This window comes from Streptomyces sp. RLB3-17 (genome assembly GCF_007113425.2).
Taxonomy (GTDB): domain Bacteria; phylum Actinomycetota; class Actinomycetes; order Streptomycetales; family Streptomycetaceae; genus Streptomyces; species Streptomyces mirabilis_D.
The window spans coordinates 4,955,473-4,978,952 of record NZ_CP041610.2; the positions used below are offsets into that span (position 1 = coordinate 4,955,473).

General features: G+C 69.5%; 9 protein-coding genes. 3 read left to right on the forward strand and 6 right to left on the reverse strand.

Annotated features, from left to right (window positions below):
• Positions 1–60: 60 nt before the first annotated feature.
• On the reverse strand, positions 61–11,088 hold the full coding sequence (locus FNV62_RS22535; RefSeq protein ID WP_144315580.1) for a LamG-like jellyroll fold domain-containing protein: 11,028 nt from the start codon (positions 11,086–11,088) through the stop codon (positions 61–63).
• A gap of 316 nt (positions 11,089–11,404) precedes the next feature.
• Positions 11,405–12,130 carry an HNH endonuclease family protein gene (locus FNV62_RS22540; protein ID WP_097285032.1) on the reverse strand — a complete coding sequence of 242 codons (726 nt, stop codon included), beginning with the start codon at positions 12,128–12,130 and terminating at the stop codon, positions 11,405–11,407.
• Positions 12,131–12,293: 163 nt separating this feature from the next.
• Between FNV62_RS22540 and FNV62_RS22545 the strand changes: the two genes are divergently transcribed.
• A complete protein-coding gene (locus tag FNV62_RS22545; protein WP_097285033.1) occupies positions 12,294–12,482 on the forward strand; it encodes an Rv0909 family putative TA system antitoxin in 189 nt (62 codons plus the stop codon).
• 176 nt (positions 12,483–12,658) lie between these two features.
• Here the strand turns inward: FNV62_RS22545 and FNV62_RS22550 are convergent, their stop codons facing one another.
• Entirely contained in the window at positions 12,659–13,624 is a 966-nt protein-coding gene (locus FNV62_RS22550; protein ID WP_225900332.1) for an SCO6745 family protein, read from the reverse strand.
• Positions 13,625–13,731: 107 nt separating this feature from the next.
• Here FNV62_RS22550 and FNV62_RS22555 point away from each other — a divergent pair, with 107 nt between their 5' ends.
• The gene (locus FNV62_RS22555) at positions 13,732–14,316 is read left to right on the forward strand and encodes a TetR/AcrR family transcriptional regulator (RefSeq protein WP_382108472.1); all 585 of its coding nucleotides are present in this window, start codon (positions 13,732–13,734) and stop codon (positions 14,314–14,316) included.
• A 77-nt stretch (positions 14,317–14,393) separates the two neighbouring features.
• On the opposite strand, the gene mfd is transcribed toward FNV62_RS22555, so the two are convergent.
• A complete protein-coding gene (mfd, locus tag FNV62_RS22560; RefSeq protein ID WP_060899841.1) occupies positions 14,394–17,924 on the reverse strand; it encodes a transcription-repair coupling factor in 3,531 nt (1,176 codons plus the stop codon).
• Positions 17,925–18,294: 370 nt separating this feature from the next.
• Here mfd and FNV62_RS22565 point away from each other — a divergent pair, with 370 nt between their 5' ends.
• Positions 18,295–19,749, forward strand: coding sequence for a DUF2079 domain-containing protein (locus tag FNV62_RS22565; protein ID WP_144315582.1), 1,455 nt, complete (start codon positions 18,295–18,297; stop codon positions 19,747–19,749).
• Positions 19,750–19,914: 165 nt separating this feature from the next.
• Here the strand turns inward: FNV62_RS22565 and FNV62_RS22570 are convergent, their stop codons facing one another.
• Positions 19,915–22,482 carry an ABC transporter permease gene (locus tag FNV62_RS22570; RefSeq protein ID WP_143608308.1) on the reverse strand — a complete coding sequence of 856 codons (2,568 nt, stop codon included), beginning with the start codon at positions 22,480–22,482 and terminating at the stop codon, positions 19,915–19,917.
• A complete protein-coding gene (locus tag FNV62_RS22575; RefSeq protein ID WP_054233010.1) occupies positions 22,479–23,267 on the reverse strand; it encodes an ABC transporter ATP-binding protein in 789 nt (262 codons plus the stop codon). The genes FNV62_RS22570 and FNV62_RS22575 overlap by 4 nt, the downstream gene beginning before the upstream one ends.
• Positions 23,268–23,480 lie beyond the last annotated feature (213 nt).

Consider the following 23,480-nt stretch of genomic DNA (forward strand, 5'->3'; position numbering starts at 1 on the left):
CCGATGGACTCAGCTCGGATTGACGGATCATACAGATCAACCTTGCAGGACGGTACCGACCTAGAACAATGTCAGCTGCACGTGAAGCATACTGGGCACTCTCCTGAGCGCTTGATAGCGAGCATTGTTTGGTAGGTCATCGATCATCTGGCCGATCGCATTGTTATATTTCCCAGGGAATCGACTAACAACGTCATCGATGTCCATTTGCATGGCTTCGTCGGCACGTCCCTGAGATATCAGATCGGCCTGAGTAGCCCGCCAAGTCTCCGGCCCGTCACCTCTTCCCCAGCTCGACGTCGCAACATGGTCAGCCTCATCCATTTGAATCGACGGTCCATACCTCAACTTGAGAGGTGAACTCTGATTCGCCGGCATGTGGTTGATCTCAGTGCCAGGAACGTTCGTGGTCTTGAGCTTGCCGGTGACCGAATCGATGTCCTTGAGATCCTTGTACTGCGACGCGCCCCTGTACTGATATCCCGGTGCGGCCCGTCCGCACTTGGCAACCGCGTTTGCATTGTGGACCAACACCGGCGTGCTGTCGGCCTCCACATAGTAGGTGTGGAGGGTGCCGATGGTGAGGTCGTACGTCGTAGAGTTCGCGTGATACGGGCGGACACCGGTGACCTCAGCCGTACCGGTCGGGGTCTGAAGGACATCCCCCGTGCGAAGGTCCTTGGCGTCGACGAACGCCGACTGGGTCTCGTCGTAGAACGGGTGGTGGAACGTCGTCGTCAGGTGCGCGCTTTGCGTAGCCTCCGTACCGACAACGGCCTTGGTGTCCTGAGTGGAAACCGTGCTGACCGCCGCCACCGGAGCCGTCGCCGGCTCCTGGCCGTGTCCGTGTCCGTGGCTCGTCGCCAGTGCGCCCAGGACCGCCGCCGAAGCCGCCAGGCCGAACGTCGCCTTGCGGGCCACCTTCCGGGCCAGGGACTTCTCCCCGCCCGCCATGCTCTGCTTGGCTGCCGACTTGGCAGTCTTCTTGATGGTGAGGTCGACGAAGTCGTGGTCCGTGTGCGTCACGATCACCGCGGTGACCTTGTGCGCCTCCGTACCGGTCGCTCCAGGCACCGAGTTCGTGATCGTGTCTCCCACTCGGACGTGGTCGATGGCCTTGGTTGTGCCATCCGCCATCAGCACTTGTGTCGCGCCTGTGAAGCTGTGGATCGAGCAGCTCCCGCCCGACTCCTCCTCTCCCGAACGCGACTGACTCCGCGTCCCCGCCCCCTCCGACTCCGCCGCCGAAGCCGCCTCGTCCGTGGCATCGGCCGCCGCCGAATCCCCGGCCTCGGTCGCCCCCTTGCCGAAGAGTCCGCCCACGACCTTCATGGCCTTGGGTGCCACCTTCGCCAGGATCTTGCCGCCGAGGCTGCCGAGCGCGCCGCCGAGCGCGCCGGAGACCGCGCCCTCGAGTGCGGACTCGCCGAACGCTCCCGCGCTGCAGTCGCCGCCACCGTTCTCGGCGCACTTGAAGCCCTGTTCGACCAGGGAGCCCGCCGCGCCCGCGGCAGCGGCACAGCCGATCGTGCCCAGGCCGGCCGTGAACGCCTCGCAGCCCGCGAACACCGCCGTGGACACCACGAAGGAGGTGATCGCCGCCGCGTGGTGCTTGACGTACGTCGCCGTCGCCTTCGCCGCCTTGACCGTCGCGTGGTACGCGGTCCGGGCGACATGGGCGATCGCCTTCGCGGCCTTCTTCACATGGCTCGCGATCTTGTGCGCCGCCTTCTTCACCGCGTGGACCACGCGATGCACCACACGTGAGGCCTTGTGGTACGCCGTATGCACCGCATGGACGGCCGCGTGATAGACGCGTCTGACATGTCGTGCCGCGTAGTGGTACACGCGCCGCACCACCCGCACCGTCGCGTGGTACACGTCCCGCACATGGTGGACGATCTTGTGCGCCGCGTGCTTCACCGCGTGGACGACCTTGCGGGCCAGGTGCTTGGCCGCGTGGTAGACCTTGTGCGCCACGTGCGAGACCGCGTGCTTGACCTTGTGCGCGACCTTCTTCGCACCGCACACCACGTCGTACCAGGAGCAGTTGCCCGACTCGTCCGTGCCCGCCATCGGGTTGTCGTCGACGTAGGCGAACGGGTTCGCCGCCACCGAGTTCGGCACCGCGTTGAGCGAGATGCTGTCCTTGTTGAGGAACTGGCCCGTGTCCGGGCTGTACCAGCGCGAGGCCGTGCCGACATCGCCGGTTCCTGGTTCCGTCCAGCCGGACTGGAAGCCCAGGTGGCCCGTCACCGTGTTCGTGGGTGAGACCACCTTGCCCAACGGGTCGTACGACGCCGAACCCGTCAGCGAGGTGGCGCCCGACGTGAACGTGCCCACCATGTCGCTGTGCAGGTCCGTCAGGGCCAGTACCCCGCTGCCGCCCGACGGCTTGACGCCGATCACGCCGCCCGCCGGGTCGTACGTGTACGTGTTGTCGCCGTCCGACGCGATCGTGTTGTCGGCGCCCGAGTAGGCGAACGTGCGCGTGGACTGCGCCGTCGTGTCCGTGTCGGTGATGTTCCGGCCCAGGGCGTCCAGCGTGTAGGACTGCGTGCCGGCCGCGATCTGGCCGCCGAACGCGTCCGTCTTGTACGCCACCGAACCCGACGTCTGCGACTCCTGCGTCATCGTGCCGCGCGCGGAGTAGTCGTAGGTGTGCGTGCCGTCCGAGGTCAGCTCGTCACGGGCGTCGTAGGTGTAGACGTCCGAGCCGTTGCGGATGCGGTTGCCCGAGGCGTCGTACGCGTAACTCTTCGTCGTCGAACCGTTGTTCCACGACGTCAGACGGTCCGACCAGTCGTACGTGTACGTGTTCGACGAGGCGCCCGAGACTCCCGTCGTCGCCTTCGACGTCAGGTTGCCGTTGTTGTCGTAGCCGTACGAGAAGCTCGCCAGCGTCGAGGCGCCTTGGACCAGGACGTCGCTCGTCAGCTCGTGGGAGCTGTTGTAGCCGAACGTGCGGGTCTGGCCCGTCGAGCCGTACTTGACCGACTTGACCTCGTTCAACTGACCGTATGTGTAGGTCAGTTGGGTGCCCGTCGCCGCGTCGTTCAGGGACGACAGACGGCCGGCCGTGTCGTAGCCGTAGGACGTCGTGCCCGCCGCGTCCGTCCGCGTCAGCATCGACGCGTCGTTGTTGTACGTGAAGCTGGAGGAGCCCGCCGAGCCCGAGGCCGTGAGGACGTCACCCCTGTCGTCGTAGGTGAACGCGTCGTGAGTGGCGGCCTGGTGGTCCACCGCGCCCACGATGCCCGCCTCGTCCGTGTCCGCCGACAGGACCCGGCCGTCCGCGTCGTAGTTGAAGCTGCGCTTCGCCGTCGCCGCGTCGGCGCCCGCGCCGGACATCGTCTTCAACTGGCCGTTGACGTCGTACGTCATCGACGTCGTGACGCCACCCGGAAGAGTGGCCGTCGTCAGCTGACCGTCCGCGTCGTAGGCGAAGGTCGTCGTCGAGTCGGCGGCCGAGGTGTACGTGGCGGTCGTCGGCTCGATCACCTTCTCCTGCTGGCCCCACGGCGTGTACGTGTAGCGCCAGGAGTTGCCGCGGCCGTCGGTGAAGCGCGTGCGGTTGCCCGCCGCGTCGTAGCCGAAGGTCGTGGTGATCGACGTCGAGGCGTCCACCGGCTCGACCTGCTGCGTGATCGCGCCCGACGCGTCGTACGTCCAGCGGGTGGTGTGCTGGTTGGCGTCGGTCGACGCGGTCAGGTTGCCCACACCGTCGTACTGCTGCGAAGTCGACGACAGCACGGCGCCGTTCGCGTCGTACTCACGCGTCGCCGTCGGGTCGTCCGAGGCGTTGTAGTCCGTCTCGGTCCAGGTGCCGTCCGCCAGCGTCGTCTTCGTCGTGTTGCCCTCGAAGTCGTAGCCGTAGCGGGTCGTGTTGCCCGCGCCGTCCGTCACCGAGGTGACGTCACCGGCCCGGTTGTAGGCGTAGGTGTTCGTGACACCGCCCGGCGAGGTCGTCGACGCGGTGTGGGCGCCGTACGGGTTGCCGGTCGTGACCGCGTACGAGTTCGTCGTCGTCAGCGTCCTCGTCGACGGGTAGCGCTCCATCGTCGTCGAGGTCAGCCGGCGGCCCATGAAGTCGTACGTCGCCTGGGTCTGCCCGCCCGCGGCGTCCGTCGCCGACAGCTGTTCACCGTTGGTGTCGTACAGCGCGTGCGTCTTGGTGCCGTCGGGCGCCGTGATCTGGGCGAGGTTGCCCATCTGGTCGTAGAGGTACGAGGTGGTCTTGCCGCTCGGGCTGATCTCGTCGGTCCGGTTGCCCTCGCTGTCGTACTTCCAGACCGTGGTGCCCGCGTTGGGCGTCGAGGCGCCCGCGGGGGTGTACGAGGGGAGCGCCTCGGAGACCTTGTTGCCGTTGGCGTCGTACGCCGTGGTCGTCACCAGGCCGTTCGGGTCCTCCTCCTCGACGCCCTCGCCGAAGGTGTTGAAGCCGCTGGTGGTGACGGGGTGGACGGTCGCCGCCGTGGTGCCGTCGGGCTCGGACTGGACGGCGGGCGCGGTGGAGACCGCGAGGTTGCCGGCCTCGTCGTAGGCGTACGTCGTGGTGTTCTGCTCGGCGTCCGTCGTGGACGTCGGCAGGCCCCGCTTGTCGTAGGTGTACTTGGTGGTCTGCTCGGTGGAGGAGCCGACCGTGCCGCCCGTGCGGCCCTTGCCGTAGAGGGAGGTGACGTCGGTCGCGGACAGGGCCCGCTGGTAGACCTGCACGTCACCGACCGAACCGGCGACGACGTCGCTCGTCGTGCCGTCCGCCTTCTCGGTGCCGCCGATGGAGAGCGGTCCGGTGCCGGTCCAGGGCGCGGTGTCGGTGCCCGAGCCCGCCTGGGCGCCGTTGACGTACAGCTTCATGGAGCCGGTCGTCGAGTCGAAGACGCCGACCAGGTGTGTCCAGGTGTTCAGCGTGGGTGCCGCGGTGGCGGTGGCGTCGTAGAACGCGGTCGGGGAGGCCACGTCGGCGTTGGCCGCGTGGAAGCGGTACGCGTTGTCCGCCTTCGAGTACTGCAGATAGAAGGAGGCCCGGTTGGTGCCGCCCTGCGCGACGAAGGTGCGGTAGGTGGAGGTGTCGCTGAGGTTGACCCAGGCGGAGACCGTGTAGGAGGCGGTGGTGTCCAGGACCGGGCCGGTGGTGTCGATGACGTTGCCGGTGCCTGTGGTGGTGCCCGCGAACTTCGCCGCGCTGTCCGACCAGGTCACGCCCGATCCGGCGGTGGCGGTGTTGCCGGTGCCGGAGGAGTCGGTGATGTTGGTGCCGGAGTCCTGGTTCAGCTTCCACCAGCCGGCCGGGTGCCCGGAGGCGTCCCCGTACAGCGTCTCGCTGAGCACGTTGCCCATGGCGTCGTACGTGCTGGTGGTGGTGCGGTCGTAGCCCGTGGCGTCGTGGTCGTTCTGGCTCGCGACCTGGTCGTCCGGGGTGTACGAGACCGTGGAGACGCGGTCCACGCCGGTCGGGTCGACCGTGGTGGAGGTGGTGCGGGAGGCCGCGTCGACCTTGTAGTTGGTGACGGTCTCGCCGTTGTCGGAGGTCGAGGTGAGCAGGTTCCCGGCGGCGTCGTAGGTGTCCGACTCCAGGACGTAGCTCTTCGTGCCGTCGGAGCTGGTCCGCTTCACCGAGGCGGTCAGACCGTCGTCCAGGTAGGTGTACGAGGTGGTGTTGCCCATCGCGTCGGTCACCGACTGGAGCCGGCCGGCCGGGTCGTAGGCGCGCGAGGACTCCGTGAGCAGGGTCGCGGTCCCCGGGTTCACCGGGTCACCGGTGTACATCAGGGCCTGCGTGAGCAGGTTGCCGTTGTCGTCGTACGTGTAGCGGGTCTCGTTGCCCGCCGAGGTGACTTCCTTGGTCTTGTTGCCCTGGTTGTCGTAGGTGTACGTGGTCGTGTTGCCGTTGCTCGCGCCCGCGACCGCGTTGGCCTCCGACTCGGTCAGCAGGTGGTCGTAGGCGTCGTAGGTCTGCGTCTCGGTGCGCGCCGTGTCGCCGCCGCTCGCGTCCGCGACGGTCTGCGAGGTGACGTTGCCGTCCTCGTCGTAGACGGTCGAGGAGACGGCGGCGTGGGTGGCGCCGGTGACGCGGTCGGTGAGCTGCGGGTCGCGCTCCTCGACGACCTGGCCGTTCAGGTCGTACGTGTACGAGGTGGTCAGACCGTTCGGGTACGTGTCCGAGACGACCTTCTGGCTGAGGACCTGGCCGAGGCCGTCGTAGGTGTACGTCGTCGCCAGACCGATGGCGTCGGTGGTGGAGGCGACGTCGCCGTTCTTGAAGTACGCCACCTGGTTGACCGCGCCGCCCGGGCTGATCGTCTTCACCGGCAGGCCCTTGGGCACCACTCCGCCGTCGGCGGACGGGTAGGTGCTGGTGCCGTCGCTGTAGACGGTCGTGGTCGTGCGGCCCTTGGGGAATCCGGGGACGGCCGGGCCGGTGATACCGGTCTGGTTGCCCTGCGCGTCGTACGCGTACGAGGTCAGGTAGGTGTTGTCGGTCGCCGACGCCGAACGGCCGTCGCGCTCGGTCAGCAGCTGGTCGTTGCGCGGGTCGATCGTCGTCAGCTGGGCCGTGGTGTCGTCCGGGTAGTACGTGTAGTACTCGGACGAGCACTTGTTCGCGGACTCGTCCTGGCAGGCGGTCGAGGAGACGATGTTGCCGCGCACGTCGTGACCGGTGATGTTCATCGAGCCGTTGGGGTCGGTGACCGTGTGCTCGAAACCGGCGGAGTCGTATCCGAAGCTCGTCTTGTTGCCGAGCCCGTCGGTCTCGGTCAGCGCCCGGTTGCCGTTGTCGACGTCGTAGGTGTAGGTGAGCGTGGCGTTCGCCGGCGAGGTCACCTTGACCGTCTCCACCGGGAGCAGGCCGGTGGAGTTCTTCGCGGCCTCCCACTGCTGGGCCACGTCCGCCGCGGCCAGCTGGGAGCGGTGGACGGCGACCTCGGCGATGGAGCCCTTGAAGTAGGTGGCGTAACCGGTGTTGCTGGTGGTGCTGGTGTGCGACTCGTCGGGCCAGTTGCCACCGATGAAGCCCGCGCCGACGTACTGGTTGGTCTGGACGCTCATCGCGGCCGTGCCGGTCTGCGAGGCCACCAGCGCGTCGTCGAGGTACAGCGCCTGGCTGGCGGATGCCGTCGACAGCACGACGTGGTGCCACTTGCCGTCGGTCACCGCGGCGGCGGAGCCGATGGGTTTGGTGGATCCGCCGGAGAAGTAGAACTCGCCGTACAGCTTTCCGCTGCTGCCGACGTAGAGGACGGGCGTGTAGTTGCCGGTGGTGGTGCCTGAGCTCAGCGGGTCCTTGGACGCGCCGAGCAGCACGCCGTTCGCCGTGGAGGTCTTGAACCACATGCTGACCGACTCGGCGCCCGTGCCGGGCAGGATGCCGCCGGGCAGCGCCATGGACGAGGTGCTGCCGTCGAACGTCGCGGCCTTCTGGTCGCTGAACGGTCCCGTCGCGCCGAGCGTCACCGCGCTGTACGTGCCGTTGCCGCCGCGCACCTCGTCGACCGCGGTGGTCGCGCCGGCCGCCTCACCGAGACGGAAGTAGCCGGCGGGCGCCGCGCCGAGGACCGCGCCCCGGTAGGTCTGGCTGGAGCCGGTGACCGTGGGCGCCCCGAGCTTCCAGACGCCGCCGTTCTCGTCGGTGAGCTGGGTGAGGGTGGTGGTGCCCGGGTCGTACTGCATCGCCGCGTACGTCTTGCCGGACGGCCGGGTGATGGAGGTCAGCAGGCTCGCCGCGTGGGTGCCGTACTGGTAGAGGGCGTTGACGTCGGCGGCGACCAGCGGGCGGCCGTACCAGGCGGCGTCCGCGACCGAGCCGTTGAAGTAGGTGGCGTAGCCGGTCTTCTCGCTGGAGCTCTGGTGCGGCTCGTCGGGCCAGTTGCCGCCGAGGAAGCCGGTGCCGAGGTAGTTGAAGGACTGGTTCTTGCCGAAGGCGACCGCGCTCTGGATGGAGACGGTGCCGGTGCGCGAGCCGATCTTCGCGTTGTCGACGTACAGCGTCTGCGAGTTGCCCGCGGCCGACAGCACCACGTGGTGCCACTTGCCGTCGGCGACCGACGCGGTCGTGACGATCGGGTTGATGCCGCCGCTGTACCAGAACTCGGCGTTCAGCTTGCCGTCGGTGCCGACGTAGATCGAGGGGGTGTAGAAGCCCGCGGCCTGTCCGGAACCGATGGGCTGGGAGGCGTACGAGTACAGGACGCCGGGGCCCGCGGAGGTCTTGAACCAGAGCGAGAGCGCGCCGGAGTCGGTGTCGTTGCCGGTGTTCTTGGGCAGCGAGACGTCGGAGGAGGTGCCGTTGAAGGTGGCGACTGTGGAGGAGGAGCCGGTGAGCGGGCCACCACTCTGGCCCGTCGTCACGTTCTCGTAGGTCGCGTTGTCGGTGCCCTCATTGGCGAGGACGGCGTCCTTGGCGGTCGTCGCGCCCGAGGCCTCCGACAGCGGCCACATGGCGTGCGGGTCGAGGTCGAGCGAGGCGTTCTGGTACTGCGAGCCGCTCGTGTAGCCGTACGTCGTGCACTTGGTCGACGACAGCGGCGAGCACACCTTGGTGAGCTGGTCGCCGGTGTAGCCGTACGTCCAGGTCTGCGCGGTGGAGGAGTCGCCCGCGGTGACCGGGTCGGTGACGACGGTCTGGACGTGCGCGGCCGACGCGCCGGACGGCGTGAACCAGGTCAGGTTGAGGGAACGGCTGGAGACCCCGGACGTCATCTTCGTGATGTGGCCGCTGGTCCAGGTGAAGGTGATGGACCGCCCGTTGGCGTCCGTCACGGAGAGCAGACCGTACGCGCCCGACCCCAGGGACTGGGTGAACGTGTAGACCGTGTCGTCCTTGTCGGTCAGCTTGTAGCCGCCGCCCGTGACCGTGGTGAAGGTGGCGAACCGCCCGTTGCCCGGCGCGAACGTGCCGTCGCTGTTCTTGCCGTACCCGACCTGCGAACCGTCCGGGTAGGTGACGTTGACACTGGAGACCGCGCCCGACGCCGTGTACTGCTCGGTCGCCCGCGCGTCGAAGATGCTCGACCAGCCGGACCCGAACGCGCCGGTCCAGCGCGGGTCGCGGGAGTTGTAGTCGCGCTCCACGTCCAGCGAGGGGCCGACGGTGGAGATCGAGGCGTCGGTGTCGGAGGTGGTGTAGTTGCCGGTCGACGCGTCGAAGCCGTGGTCGCTGCTGTTCTGCGACAGACCCGAGGTGATCACGGGTTGCGGCACCTGGACCGAGAGCGCGTACGGTTCCGCCGTCGAGTACAGAGCGGTGGTGGAGTCGTACGCCTGAACGGTCCACGTGTACTGCTTGCCCCAGGCCAGCTTGCCCGCCGGGACCGTCCAGTCGCCGGTGGAGATCAGACCGGACGTGGCGACCTGGGTGTTGGTCGCGTCGTAGACCTTGAAGACGTACTGGCCGGCGCTGCCGCTGGAGTTCGCGCCGCCGGCCCAGGCGGTCAGCTCGGGTGTGGTGGTGCCCACGACCGCGTTGTCGGCGGGGAACTGCTCGTACAGCTGCGGCGCCGTGTTGCCCGTGTAGGTGACCACGATGTACGGGCCGAGCCCGGGGTCGTTGAAGGAGCCGAACTGCTTCCAGTGCAGGTTGTCGGTCGTCGACGCGTAGAGCGCGAGGCCGTAGTCGGCGGTGGTGCCGTTCATCCAGCCCTGGATGGCGGACGTGGACAGGGAGACGGTCACGTTGTCGCCGACGGTGCGGTCGGCGCCGGTGTTGGCGCAGGCGTTGGGCACGCTCGGCGTCGCGTTGCCGATCGAGGAGCCGTACGTCGGCCCCGGGTAGCTGGTGACGCCCTCCGGGGTCCAGGCCTTCGTCACCAGCGCGACGTCGAAACGCTCGGCGGTGCAGGTGGCGGCCCAGGTGTCGAAGAGGTGCAGGGTCGCGGAGGAGACGGTGACTCCGCTGCCGTCCCAGGCGGTGTCCCAGTGGTTGACGTAGCTGACCGCGGAGTGGGTGCCGGAGTCGTAGGAGCCGACCTTGACGGTCTGCTCGTAGGAGTGGTCGCCCGCGGCGGCGGACTCGGCGTAGGTGGTGGTCCAGCCGTCCGTGACCTGCGGGTCGACGGTGACCGGGAAGACGCGGCGCGGGTCGTGCAGCCAGCTGTCGTCGAGGGTCACCTTCAGCGCGTAGCCGTCCTTGTCGTGGACGAGCTCGGTGCTGACGTCGTGGGTGGTGGCCGGGTCCCCGGAGCGCGGGTTCACCTTCGAGTCGTAGGCGTACGACGCGGGGATGCGCTCGACGGTCCTGCCGGTGGAGTCACGCAGGTCGATCGACCCGCTCCTGGTCTGGACGGGCGTGAGGCCCTTGAGGTCCAGGGGGAAGGTCCAGCTGTTCCCCGCGTCCGCGGAACGCAGGACGACCGCGTCCTTGACCCCGGTCGCGGTGGGGGCGACCTGGAGGTCGGTGTCCGTCAGGACGTTCTCGTACGTGACGCGCGAGCCGTCCGCCGTGCCCTTGACGGAGGCCGCGCCCTTGAGTCCGTAGGAAAGGGAGTGCGCGCGATCGGCGGCGAAGGAGACCAGGCCGGAGTCACTGGCCTTGGCACCGAAGTCGACACCGACGGAGTTGGCCTTCTCGTGCCAGCGGCCGTCGGGCCCGGCTCTCACATCCACATCGATCGGCGCCCATCTCCCCTTCCCCACCTGGTAGTTGACGGGCGTCGGGGATATTCGGCGGGTGGTGCTGCCGTCGGCGTTGTCGTAGACGGTGTCGGTGCGCGAGGACTTGGCCGCGTTGCGCTTGCTGGTCTTGGGGTTGTAGGTGCCGCCGCGGCTCTTGCCCTGCTGAACGGCGGGCTTGTGCGGCTGGTAGGCGGCGAGCTCGCCCTTCCCCTTGCCCGGTGCCCTGCCCACACCGCGCTTGGCGTCGGTCGTCTTCGCGGAGACATGGTGGGCGTGGCCGGCCGCGGTGCCCGACTTCTGGTGCGGGATCCGGCCCCAGTGCGGGTCCTGGAACCAGGCCACCACGGAGGACAGACTCGGCATCGAGAGGGACACATGGCCCAACTCGCGGCCGTCGGCCACCGCCTGCTGGGTCGTCAGCATCAGCGCGAGCGCCGTCAGGGCGACCATGGCCACCTGCCGCCGGATGCGGTGCATACGGCCGACGGGACGGCGGGGCTGGCGGGAACGGCGGGCAGGCCGAATGCGCACGGCTTCGACTCCAACAGTCAAGAGAGATCAGGCAGGGGGAACGCGCGGGGGAAGCACAGAAAACCCGCTGATCTTGGCTGTTGTGAACATGCCGTGGACAGGCACGAGGAACGTTTTTGGTCTTACCTTGACCTGGTCTTGCTGAACCAAGTCGACTTGTTTCGACTCGCCCCTTTGCTTCTTGTGAACTCTTTTGCGGACTCCTCACCTTCTTGACGGATTCTCGTCATCTCGCCCTTGCGCCAGGGAGTATGAAACGACGTCAGTTGGCGGTGAACCGCTTCGGCGCCTGGGTCGGATTGCCGCCCGAGGGGAGCTTCTGGCCGGGGCACTCGGAGAGCACCTTCTTCATCGCGGCCTTCTCCCCGTCGGTGACCCACAGCCCGTACTTCTTCTTCACGGCCACCTGCGCGGCCACATACGTGCAGCGATACCCCTTGTTGGGCGGGAGCCAGGTCGCGGTGTCGCCGTCGCCCTTGCTGCGGTTGGTGCTCGCGTCGACGGACAGCAGGTTGAGCGGGTCGTTGGCCAGCGCTATCCGCTTGCCGGCGTCCCAGTACTTGGCGCCCTTCTGCCAGGCGTCCGAGAGTGCGACGAGGTGGTCTATGTCCACCAGGCTGCGGCCGCGCTTGTACGTCACTTCCTTGCCGGAGTACGGGTCAGGATCGAGCGCCCCGGAGACCACCTTGCAGGTGCCGCCGGTGAACTTCACGTTCTTCAGGTCCCGCTTGAGGATGTCGTCGCGGGTGTCGCACTTGTTGGAGTCCGTGTCGGCCCAGGCCGTGCCGAACCTCGCCCTGCTGTAGCCCGTCTTGGGTGCGCGCCCCTTGACGGTCAGCGAGTCCACGGCGGTGAGCGCGGCGCCGCCGGCCGCCGTGCCCTGCGGGCCTGCGGAGCCCGTGGTGTCCTTCTTGCAGCCGCTGATCCCCGCGCCGACGACGAACAGCACCAGTGCGGCAGCCGCCGCCCCACCCCTCAGACGCACCACGACGCCCCTCCCCTTTGTTCCCCGGGTCCGCCCTGCACAGGGCGCGTTTCCCTGGTGCCCACGGTAGCGGCGGGCATGCCCAGCCCATACCCTCCTCCAACGGGCAATAGGTGCACGCCGGGCGTATCGTCGGTGGTGACACACCTCCGGAAGGAGTTCCTGCATGGGCATCTTCGACAGATTCAAGGATCAGGCGAAGTCCAAAGGCAAGGACATGTCCGACGCCGGGGAACGGGAGATCAACGAGAAGACGGGCAACAAGTACACGGACCAGGTCGACGACGCCCAGCAGAAGATCGAGGGCGCGATGGGCATGGACCGCGAAGCGACCGACCGGCCCGATCAGCCGTAGACCCCGATCAGCCGTAGCCGCGGAGGCGCGCGAAGGACGACACACCCATTGACCGACCGTGGCACCGAGGCCGTCCGCGAAGTCCCACTCCCGCGGGCGGCTTCACTCGCGTCGCCCGGCGACCCCCACTCTCACGCCCGCACACTCACACCCCCCCACGCCCTCACGTCCTCCCCTCACACCTTCCCGATCCCCAACGTGGACTCCGAAGGCAGCAGCCCCGAACCCAGCACCGCGACCCAGAACTCGCCGAGCAGCTCGGTCAGTCGGCCCCGGTCGGCCGGGGTGAGGGCGAGCCAGGGGGCGGCGGCCAGTTCGTCCGTGTGGCGTTCGACCTCGGCGCGGAGCTCGCGGCCCGCGGGTGTGGCAGTGCCGGATTCGGTCACGAGGCCACGCGCGGCAAGGCGTTCACGGGCGGCGCTCCACTCCTGCGGGCTCCAGCCACGGCTCTCGAAGCGCTCGACGGAGGCCGCACCGATCGCCGCGAAGGACACGAGCGCTTCGACGGGGTCGAGCCCGGCGACGAGCAGCGCCGCGAGGTGTCCGTCGCCCCGGTGCTCGCGCAGGATCGTCGCCGCGTGCCACAACTGGAGGTGTGGGGCGGCCGGCCACGCCGACTCCGCGTTGGCCGCGGCCATGGGCCGACCCGCGGTGTTCGCGGCCTCGGCGGCGCGGCGCAACAGCCCTGCGGCCTCGCTGAGTTCGGGGCTCGCCGCGCGGTCGCCGAATATCGCGCGGTACGCCCGGCCCATGCCCCGCTCCCTCGCCTTCAGCACGTCCGCGGGGCTCGCGGTGTCCCACGCGGAGTCCATGTGCGCGGCGACCATGCGCGGGCTGAAGCTGTAGAAGGCGGACGACACACGCTCGCTCCCGACCGCCCCCAACGGCGCGGCGCGGAAGGGGAAGTAGGTCGGCCAGCGGTCCTCCGCCGACCCGGCGTACCCGAGCGCGGCCGCCTCCTCGAAGACCTCCGGCGCGTAGTAGAGCACCGCATGCAGGGGCTCCAACAGGTGCCACAGCCGACGCACCTCGCCGAGCTCGATACCGACCTCGACCCCGGTCCCTGCCCCGATCCCGGCCTCCCAGCCGACAGCCCCGTCCCCCTGAACCATCCCGGCCACCTCACTACCGTGCTCCGACATGACGAACCCCCTCGTCCCGTTCCCACCCACGCGACAACTTGACACTGACAAGATTGCCCGAACCCACCAAACTTGTCAATGCCTAGATTCCGCGTACGCTGATGACCATGGAGACCGCGAAGACCACTCCCGAACGCCCCTATCACCACGGCGATCTGCGTCGCGCGATCCTGAGCGCCGCGCTCGACGTCATCGCCGTCGAAGGCCCCTCCGCGCTGAGTCTGCGCGACCTGGCCCGCCGGGCAGGCGTCTCGCACGCGGCTCCGGCCCACCACTTCAAGGACCGCACCGGCCTGCTCACGGCGATCGCGGCCGAGGGTCACGCCCTGCTGTCGGCGGCGCTCACCGAGGCCACGGACCTACGGGACGCGGGGGTCCGCTACGTACGTTTCGCGCGTGAGCACCCCGCGCACTTCCAGGTGATGTTCACGCCGGAGCTGCTGCGCGAGAACGACCTGGAGCTGACCACGGCCCGTGCCCTGACCGCGGACCGCCTGCGCCAGGCCGTCTCCGACCGGGTGCCGGAACCCGGCACCGACCCCCGCCTCGCCGGAGTCGCCGCCTGGTCCCTGGCCCACGGCTTCGCCACGCTGCTCCTCGGCCACAACCTGGATGGCGCGGTCGGGGACCAGGACCCCGAGGAGGTCTTCCGCACCCTGGCGGGAATGCTGTTCCGGCCACCGTCGGCGTGAGCCCGGCCTCCACCACCGGCCGCGACGACTCCGTACGACCTCTATGGCCCCTATGACCTCTACGACCTCTACGACCTCTACGACCCGAGAATCGTCGCCAGGAACTCCCCGGTCCACCCCAGCAACTCCCGCCCGACCAACGGCTTCCCGCCCACCTTCGCCGTCTTCGGGCGGGGCACCAGGAGCTGGTGGGCGGCCGGCTTGATGACCGTGCCCGGGTAGAGCCGCTTGAGGCGGAGTTCCTGGGACTCGCGCAACTCCGCCGGTGCGAAGCGGATGTTGTTGCCCTGAAGCACGACCTCGCCGACACCGCACGCCCGCGCGAGCATCCGCAGGCCCGCGACGAGCAGCAGGTTCTCCACCGGCTCGGGCAGCTTGCCGTAACGGTCGGTCAGTTCCTCGCGTACGGCCTTGACGTCCTCCTCCGTGTTGGCGGAGGCGATGGCGCGGTAGGCCTGCAGACGCAGCCGCTCACCCGGCGCGTAGTCGTGCGGGACGTGCGCGTCGACCGGCAGCTCGATCTTGACCTCCAGGGGCGGCTCCTCCTCGACTCCGCCTTCCAGGGAGGCCCGGTAGTCCGCGACCGCCTCGCCGACCATACGGACGTACAGGTCGAAGCCGACGCCCGCGATGTGACCCGACTGCTCGCCGCCGAGCAGATTGCCCGCGCCGCGGATCTCCAGGTCCTTCATCGCCACGTACATGCCCGCGCCCATCTCCGTGTGCTGGGCGATGGTCGCGAGCCGCTCGTGCGCGGTCTCCGTCAGGGGCTTCTCCGGCGGGTAGAGGAAGTAGGCGTAGCCGCGCTCACGGCCTCGGCCCACCCGGCCGCGCAGCTGATGCAACTGCGAGAGGCCGAAGTTGTCGCCGCGCTCCACGATCAGCGTGTTGGCGTTGGAGATGTCGATGCCGGATTCGACGATCGTGGTCGACACGAGCACGTCGAACCGCTTCTCCCAGAAGTCGACGACCACCTGCTCCAGAGCCTGCTCGCCCATCTGGCCGTGCGCCGTCGCGATACGCGCCTCGGGGACGATCTCACGCAGCCGCGCCGCCGCCCGGTCGATCGACTCGACCCGGTTGTGGATGTAGAAGACCTGTCCCTCGCGCAGGAGTTCGCGGCGGACGGCCGCGCCGATCTGCTTCTCCTCGTACGGGCCGACGAAGGTCAGCACCGGGTGCCGCTCCTCCGGCGGGGTGGTGATCGTGGACATCTCCCGGATGCCCGTCACCGCCATTTCGAGCGTACGGGGAATGGGGGTGGCGGACATGGTCAGGACGTCCACGTTGGCGCGCAGCTTCTTCAGCTGCTCCTTGTGCTCGACGCCGAAGCGCTGCTCCTCGTCGACGACGACCAGGCCCAGGTCCTTGAACTTGGTCTCGGCGGAGAACAGCCGGTGGGTGCCGATGACGACGTCCACCGCGCCGTCCCGCAGACCCTCCAGGACGGCCTTCGCCTCCGTGTCGGTCTGGAAGCGGGACAGGGCGCGGACGTTCACCGGGAACTGCGAGTAGCGCTCGGAGAAGGTCCCGAAGTGCTGCTGCACCAGCAGCGTCGTCGGCACCAGGACCGCGACCTGCTTGCCGTCCTGCACCGCCTTGAAGGCCGCGCGGACCGCGATCTCCGTCTTGCCGTAGCCGACGTCGCCGCAGATCAGGCGGTCCATCGGGACCGTCTTCTCCATGTCCTCCTTGACCTCGGCGATGGTCGTGAGCTGGTCGGGGGTCTCCGCGTACGGGAAGGCGTCCTCGAGTTCGCGCTGCCAGGGGGTGTCGGATCCGAAGGCATGGCCGGGGGCCGCCATGCGCGCGCTGTACAGCTTGATCAGGTCCGCCGCGATCTCCTTGACCGCCTTCTTGGCGCGCGCCTTGGTCTTCGTCCAGTCGGCGCCGCCCAGGCGGTGCAGGGTGGGGGCCTCGCCGCCGACGTACTTGGTGATCTGTTCCAGCTGGTCGGTGGGGATGTAGAGGCGGTCGCCGGGCTGGCCGCGCTTGGCCGGGGCGTACTCCACCACCAGGTATTCACGCGTCGCGCCCTGGACGGTCCGCTGCACCATCTCGATGTAGCGGCCGACACCGTGCTGCTCGTGCACGATGTAGTCGCCCGCTTCGAGCGTGAGGGGATCGATCGTCTTGCGGCGGCGGGCCGGCATGCGCGCGCCGTCCTTGCCGGCCGCCTTCTGGCCGGAGAGGTCGGTCTCCGTGAGGACGGCGAGCTTGAGCGCCGGGTCCACGAAGCCGTAGTCGATCGAACCGCAGGCGACCTGCACCACGGCGGGCGTCAGCTCGGTCAGCTCCGCGTCGAGGCGGGCCGCGATGCCCTCGCCGCCGAGGACCTCGACGGTACGGGCGGCGGGGCCGTGCGCCTCGGTGACGTACACCGTGCGCCAGCCGTCCGCGAGCCAGCCCTTGGTGTCGGCGAGCGCCCTGGCCGTGTCGCCGCGGTAGGTCTCGGGGGCGTGCATGCCGAGCTTGAGGGTGTCCGCGTCCAGCTCGTCGTCGGCCGCGAACGGCGACACCGACCACCACATCATGTCCAGCTCGCGGGCCCGGTCGCGGACGTCCGCGATGGCCCACAGGGAGGCCGCGCCGACGTCGATGGGGGCCTCGCCGCCCCCGGCCGTCGCCGCCCAGGACGCCTGCAGGAACTCCTGCGAGGTCGCCACCAGGTCCGCGGCCCGGGTCCGCACCCGCTCCGGGTCGCAGACGACGGCCATCGAGCCCTTGGGCAGGACGTCGAGCAGCAGTTCCATGTCGTCGACGAGGACCGGAGCCAGTGACTCCATGCCTTCCACGGCGATGCCCTCGGCGATCTTGCCGAGCAGATCGCCCAGCTCGGGGTGTTCCTCGGCGAGCCGGGCCGCCCGTCGGCGCACCTCGTCCGTCAGGAGCAGCTCGCGGCAGGGCGGCGCCCACAGTCCGTGGTCGGCGACCTCGAGGGAGCGCTGGTCGGCGACCTTGAAGTAGCGGATCTCCTCGACGTCGTCGCCCCAGAACTCCACCCGGAGGGGGTGCTCCTCGGTGGGCGGGAAGACGTCCAGGATGCCGCCGCGCACGGCGAACTCGCCGCGCTTCTCGACGAGCTCGACCCGGGAGTACGCGGCTGCCGCGAGCGCCTCGACGATCCGGCCCAGGTCCGCGCTCTGGCCCGTCCGCAGCGCGACCGGCTCCAGGTCTCCCAGGCCCTTGACCTGCGGTTGCAGCACCGATCGTACGGGGGCGACGACGACCGACACCGGGCCGGTCTCGGGGTCGTCGGGGCGCGGGTGCGCCAGGCGGCGCAGCACGGCGAGACGGCGGCCGACGGTGTCCGAGCGGGGGGAGAGCCGCTCGTGCGGGAGCGTCTCCCACGAGGGGTACTCCGCGACCGTGTCGGCCGGGAGGAGGGACCTGAGCGCCGCGGCCAGGTCCTCGGCCTCGCGTCCCGTCGCCGTCACGGCCAGTACGGGGCGGCCGGCGTCGCGGGCCAGGGCCGCCACCGCGAAGGGGCGGGAGGCGGGCGGGCCGACCAGGTCGATGTGCATCCGGTTGCCGTCGGTGGCGGCCTTCACCGCTTCCGCGAGGGCGGCGTCCTTGACGACGGCGTCGAGCAGACCGTGCAGGCTCATGAAGGGCTTCCATCCCGGAGAGAGGGCAACGCGAACCGCCCGACACGTCTCGACGGGCCGGGGTTGTCCAGCCTACGACGGCGCCGCGCTCCCTGTGAGACGCAAGAGGTGGACGGGCCTCGGACCCGGTCCCGGTTCGACGGCCCGTCGGGGGAATCGGGGCGCAGCCCCGCCCTCAGGGGCGCGAGGCTGTGTCCATATGCGGCTCCGCCGCGGGGCGCGACCAGCCCCCACCGCCCCGCAGCCAACAACCCAGCCCCCGCCCCACCCCACGGGAAGTGACCCGCACCACACCCCACCCCCAACCGTCAACCACACCCCACGTCCCCGGCGTATACCCCGTGACACGTGATCACGTACCGGGAGCCGCATGAGCTCGAACCCGACCCCCGCCGACACCGACACCGCCACCGCCACGGACAGCGCCCCAAGAACCGACGGCGCCCCCATACCCCCGCCGGTCATGGCAGTCCCCGCCCGTGACCGGCGCTCCCGCGACCCCCAGCTCCTGGCGGTCCTGTTCTTCACCGCGTACGCGACCCTGTCGGTCTGCCGTTGGCGGCATCTGGCGACCCGTTCCTGGGACCTCGGCATCTTCGAGCAGGCCGTCCGCGCCTACGCCCATCTGCGGGCCCCCGTCGCCGATCTCAGGGGTCCGGGCAGCAACCTTCTCGGCGACCACTTCAGCCCGGTCACCGCCCTCCTCGCGCCCGCCTACCGTCTCTTCCCCACCCCGGTCACCCTCCTCGTCGCCCAGGCCGCGCTGCTGAGCCTGTCCGCGGTCCCGGTCACCCGTGCCGCCGCCCAGCTCCTCGGCCGCTCCCGGGGACTCGCGCTGGGTCTCGCGTACGGGCTGTCGTGGGGGATCCAGCGCGCCGTCGACTTCGACTTCCACGAGATCTGTTTCGCCGTCCCGCTGATCGCCTTCGCCCTGGAGGCGGTCCTGGAGCGACGGTGGCGCGCCGCCCTGCTGTGGGCGTTCCCGTTGGTCCTCGTCAAGGAGGACCTCGGGCTCACCCTGGCCGCGATCGCTCTGGTCGTGGCCGTGCGGGCCCGGAAACCCGCCCCGCGTACGGCCCTGTGCGCGCTCGGGGTCGCCGTGCTCGGCGTGCTGGCCGCGGTGCTCACCTTCACGGTGGTGATCCCTGCCTTCAACACCGCGGACACCTACACCTACTGGAACAAGGCCGGCGGTGATCCCCTCGACGGCCTGGGCACCAAACTCCGCACCCTCGCCTGGCTGCTGATCCCCACCACCGGTCTGCTGGCCGTGCGCTCCCCGCTCCTCCTGGTCGCCCTGCCGACCCTGGGCTGGCGTCTCCTCTCCTCCGACCGGCACTACTGGGGCACGGAATGGCACTACAGCGCCGTCCTGATGCCGGTCCTCTCCCTCGCCCTCGCCGACGCGCTCTCCCGGGCCCGCTGGAGCCCGCGCCCGTGGCTGCGCTCGTACGCGCTGCACCTGCCCACGGCCGTCGCCGCGGCCGCGCTCGCGCTGACGACCTCGCTCCCGCTGTCCGTGCTGGGCGAGTCCGCCGCGTATCGCAAGCCCGCGCGCGTGAGTGCCGTGGAACGGCTGCTGGCGCGTGTCCCGGACGGGGCGAGCGTCGAGGCGAACGTCGGCCCGAGCAGTCGGCTCGTCGCGCGCTGCCGGGTCTTCTGGCCGGGCGGCACCGGTGGCGTCACCCCGGACTTCATCGCCCTCGACGACTCCGACCACGCGATCCAGGACGTCCAGGCGTACGCCGGCCGTCTGCACCCCCACGCCGCGTACGACGTCGTGGGCGCCGCCTACGGCTACGTACTCCTGGAGCGGCGGACCTGAGGCACCGCGTACGACCGCGGGCCCGGCCCGCACCGCGTACGGCCGCGGGCCCGGCCCGCACCGCGTACGACCGCGGGCCCGGCCCGGGAGGTGATGTCCTCCCGGGCCGGGCCCGTCCCCCGTAACCCCCGTATACGGTGGCTTCGCGGCGGCTGCTGCTGCCGGCTAGTCGGTGGCGATGGCGTTCAGTACGTTCATCCGGCCCGCCCGGAACGCCGGGATCAGGGCGGCGAACAGGCCCACGAACGCCGAGCCGATGAAGACCCCGATGATGGTCGGCCAGGGGATCTCCAGGACCTTCAGGCCTTCCAGGGCGAGGAGTTTCTGGGCGGTGGCACCCCAGCCCATGCCCAGGCCGAGGCCGAGCAGCGCGCCGAAGAGGGCGATGACGACCGACTCCAGGCGGATCATGCGGCGCAGCTGGCGGCGGGACATCCCGATGGCGCGCATCAGGCCGATCTCGCGCGTCCGCTCCACCACCGACAGGGCGAGGGTGTTGATCACGCCGAGGACGGCGACGACGATCGCGAGGGCGAGCAGGCCGTAGACCATGTTCAGGAGCTGGCCGATCTGGTCCTTGAGCTCCTGCTTGTAGTCGCTCTGGTCGCGGACCTGGTACTGCGGGTACTGCTCCATGGACTTCTTCAGGGCCGCGTACGCCTGCTTCTCCTGGCCGTTCTTGGCGCTGGCGAACATGATCTGGTCCGGCGGGATCCGGTCGGCCGGGAGGTACTTCCGCATGGTCTCGGTGCTGAGGTACCGCGCGCCCTGGTCGATGGCCACGTTGTCGTCGGTGATCGCGGCGACCTTGAGCTTCGCCGTGCTGCCGCCCTTGAAGGCGACGGTCAGGGTGTCGCCCAGCTTGACGTGGTGCTTGGTGGCGAACTTCGAGCCGACGGACATGGAGTCCTTGCCGTAGGCGGCGGTCAGTTCACCGGCCGTCGTCTTGCGGTGCAGGTCCTGTGCGTAGGTGGGGTCGGCGGCCGTGACGCCGTCGCCGTCCGAGGAACCGTCGGGGGCGACGATCTTGGCCTCGATGTCACGGTAGTGCGTGACGTGTTCCAGGCCGGGTGTCGTCTCGATGGCCTTCGCCGCCTGCGGGACGATCCGCTGGTTGCCCTGGATGATGAAGTCGGTGCCGACCGTCTTGTCGAGTTCGTCGGTCGCGGAGGCGACCATGGACGAGCCGACGACCGACAGGCAGGCGACCAGGGCGAGGCCGATCATCAGGGCCGCGCCGGTGGCTCCGGTGCGGCGCGGGTTGCGCAGCGCGTTGCGCTCCGCCATCCGTCCGACGGGGCCGAAGAAGCGCAGCAGCACCGCGCTGATCACCCGGACGACGCCGCCCGCGAGCAGCGGGCCGATGATGACGAACCCGATCAGGGTCAGGACGACTCCCGCGCCCAGTACCAGCGAGCCGTCGCTCGCCTTGTCGGCGCCCGCCGCCGTGAAGAGCGCGAAGGTTCCGGCGCCGGTGAGGACCAGGCCGATGATGCCGCGGACGAGACCGGCCTTGCCGTCCGCCGGTGTACCGGCGTCGCGCAGCGCGGCCATCGGGGAGACCTTGCCTGCCCGGCGGGCGGGCAGATAGGCGGCGAGGACGGTGACCACGACACCGAGCACGAGTCCGATGACCGGGGTCGTCGCCTTGACCGTCAGATCGCGGGTGGACAGGTCCATGCCCGCCGCCGACATGAGCTTCATCAGGCCGACCGCGAGGCCGACGCCCGCGCCGACGCCGAGGATCGAGCCGAAGAAGCCGAGCAGGGTCGCCTCGACCAGGACGGACCGGTTGACCTGCTTGCGGGACGAGCCGATCGCCCGCATCAGGCCGATCTCGCGGGTGCGCTGGGCGACCAGCATGGAGAAGGTGTTGATGATCAGGAAGATGCCGACCAGGAAGGCGATCCCGGCGAAGCCGAGCATGGCGTACTTGATGACGTCCATGAAGGAGCCGACGCCGGAGCGGTTCTCGTCGGAGTACTCCTTCTGCGTCTGCACCTTGTACGCGCCGGCGCCGATCGAGGAGATGACGTTCTGCTTGAGCGTGTCGTTGGTGACACCGGTGGCGGTGGAGAGGTTGATGTGGGTGAACCGGCCGGTGGTGCCGAGCAGTTCGCGCTGGGCGGTGGCGGTGTCGAAGTAGACGACGGCTGCGCCGGGGTTGGTCACCTTGAAGGTGGCGATGCCGACGATCCGGGCCTTGAAGTCACCGGTGACGGCGATGGTGCGCAGTTCGTCGCCGAGCTTGAGGTGGTGCTTGTCGGCGGTGTCGGCGTCGACCATCGTCTCGGTCGGCCCGCGCGGGGCGTGACCGGAGGTGATCTCCATCGAACGCAGGTCGTTGCGCGTCCAGTTGCCGGCGATCGTCGGGGCCCCGGTGCTCGACCCCATGTTCTTGTTGGCGCTGTTGACGACGGTCACGTTCATCGAAGAGACCGCGCCCTCGGCGTACTTGACGCCCTGCGCCTTCTTGGCCCGCTCCAGGACCGAGGCGGGCAGCGAGTCGGGCCTGCCGTTCTGCGGGGTGTTGTCGCTCTTGGCCGCCTTCGGCGAGACGGTCACGTCGGAGGAGGTGGCGGCGAACAGCTTGTCGAACGTCGTGTTCATGGTGTCGGTGAACACCAGCGTGCCGCAGACGAAGGCCACGGACAGCAGCACCGCGACCGCCGACAGCGCCATCCGCCCCTTGTGCGCGAAGAAGTTGCGCATCGAGGTCTTCAGGACGGTCATGACGTACGCCCCCGCGCGTCGAAGTCCTTCATGCGGTCGAGGACCTGATCGGCCGTCGGCTGGTACATCTCGTCGACGATCCGGCCGTCGGCGAGGTACAGCACGCGGTCCGAGTACGAGGCCGCCACCGGGTCGTGCGTCACGATCACGATGGTCTGGCCGAGCTCGTCCACCGAGCGGCGCAGGAAGCCCAGCACCTCGGCGCCCGCCCGGGAGTCGAGGTTTCCGGTCGGCTCGTCCCCGAAGATGATCTCGGGCCGCGCGGCGAGTGCCCGCGCCACCGCGACGCGCTGCTGCTGGCCGCCGGAGAGCTGGCTGGGCCGGTGCTTGAGTCGGTCGGCGAGTCCGACGGTCTCCACGACCTGGTCGAGCCAGCCCTTGTTCGGCTTGCGGCCCGCGATGTCCATCGGCAGGGTGATGTTCTCTATCGCGTTCAGCGTCGGCAGCAGGTTGAACGCCTGGAAGATGAACCCGATCCGGTCCCGGCGCAGCTGTGTGAGCTTCTTGTCCTTGAGCCCGGTGATCTCGGTCTCGTCGAGGTGGATCTGGCCACTCGTCACGGTGTCGAGTCCGGCGAGGCAGTGCATCAGCGTGGACTTGCCGGACCCCGAGGGGCCCATGATCGCGGTGAACTGCCCCCGCGCGATGTCCACGTCGACGTGGTCCAGGGCGACGACCCGGGTCTCCCCGGACCCGTACGCCTTGACGACCTGCCGCGCCCGCGCGGCAACGGCCGTACGCCCTCCAGTGCCCCCGTGCCTGGGAATGGTCACAGCCGATGTCACGGTGTATCTCCTATGTCGGTCAGCGGATGAAGTGCTCTTCGCTACGTCGGTAAGTCTGGTGGCGGGGGGTGGTCCGGCGCGCTGGTGCCCAGCGCAGTCTTCTACGGGGGAAAACCCCACCCCCGTGGGTCCGGTCCACCGCCCTCAGCGGCATAAAGCCAGGTTAAGGACGGCCTCGCCCCGTCTCGTCCTCCGCCGGTACGAACGCCCCCC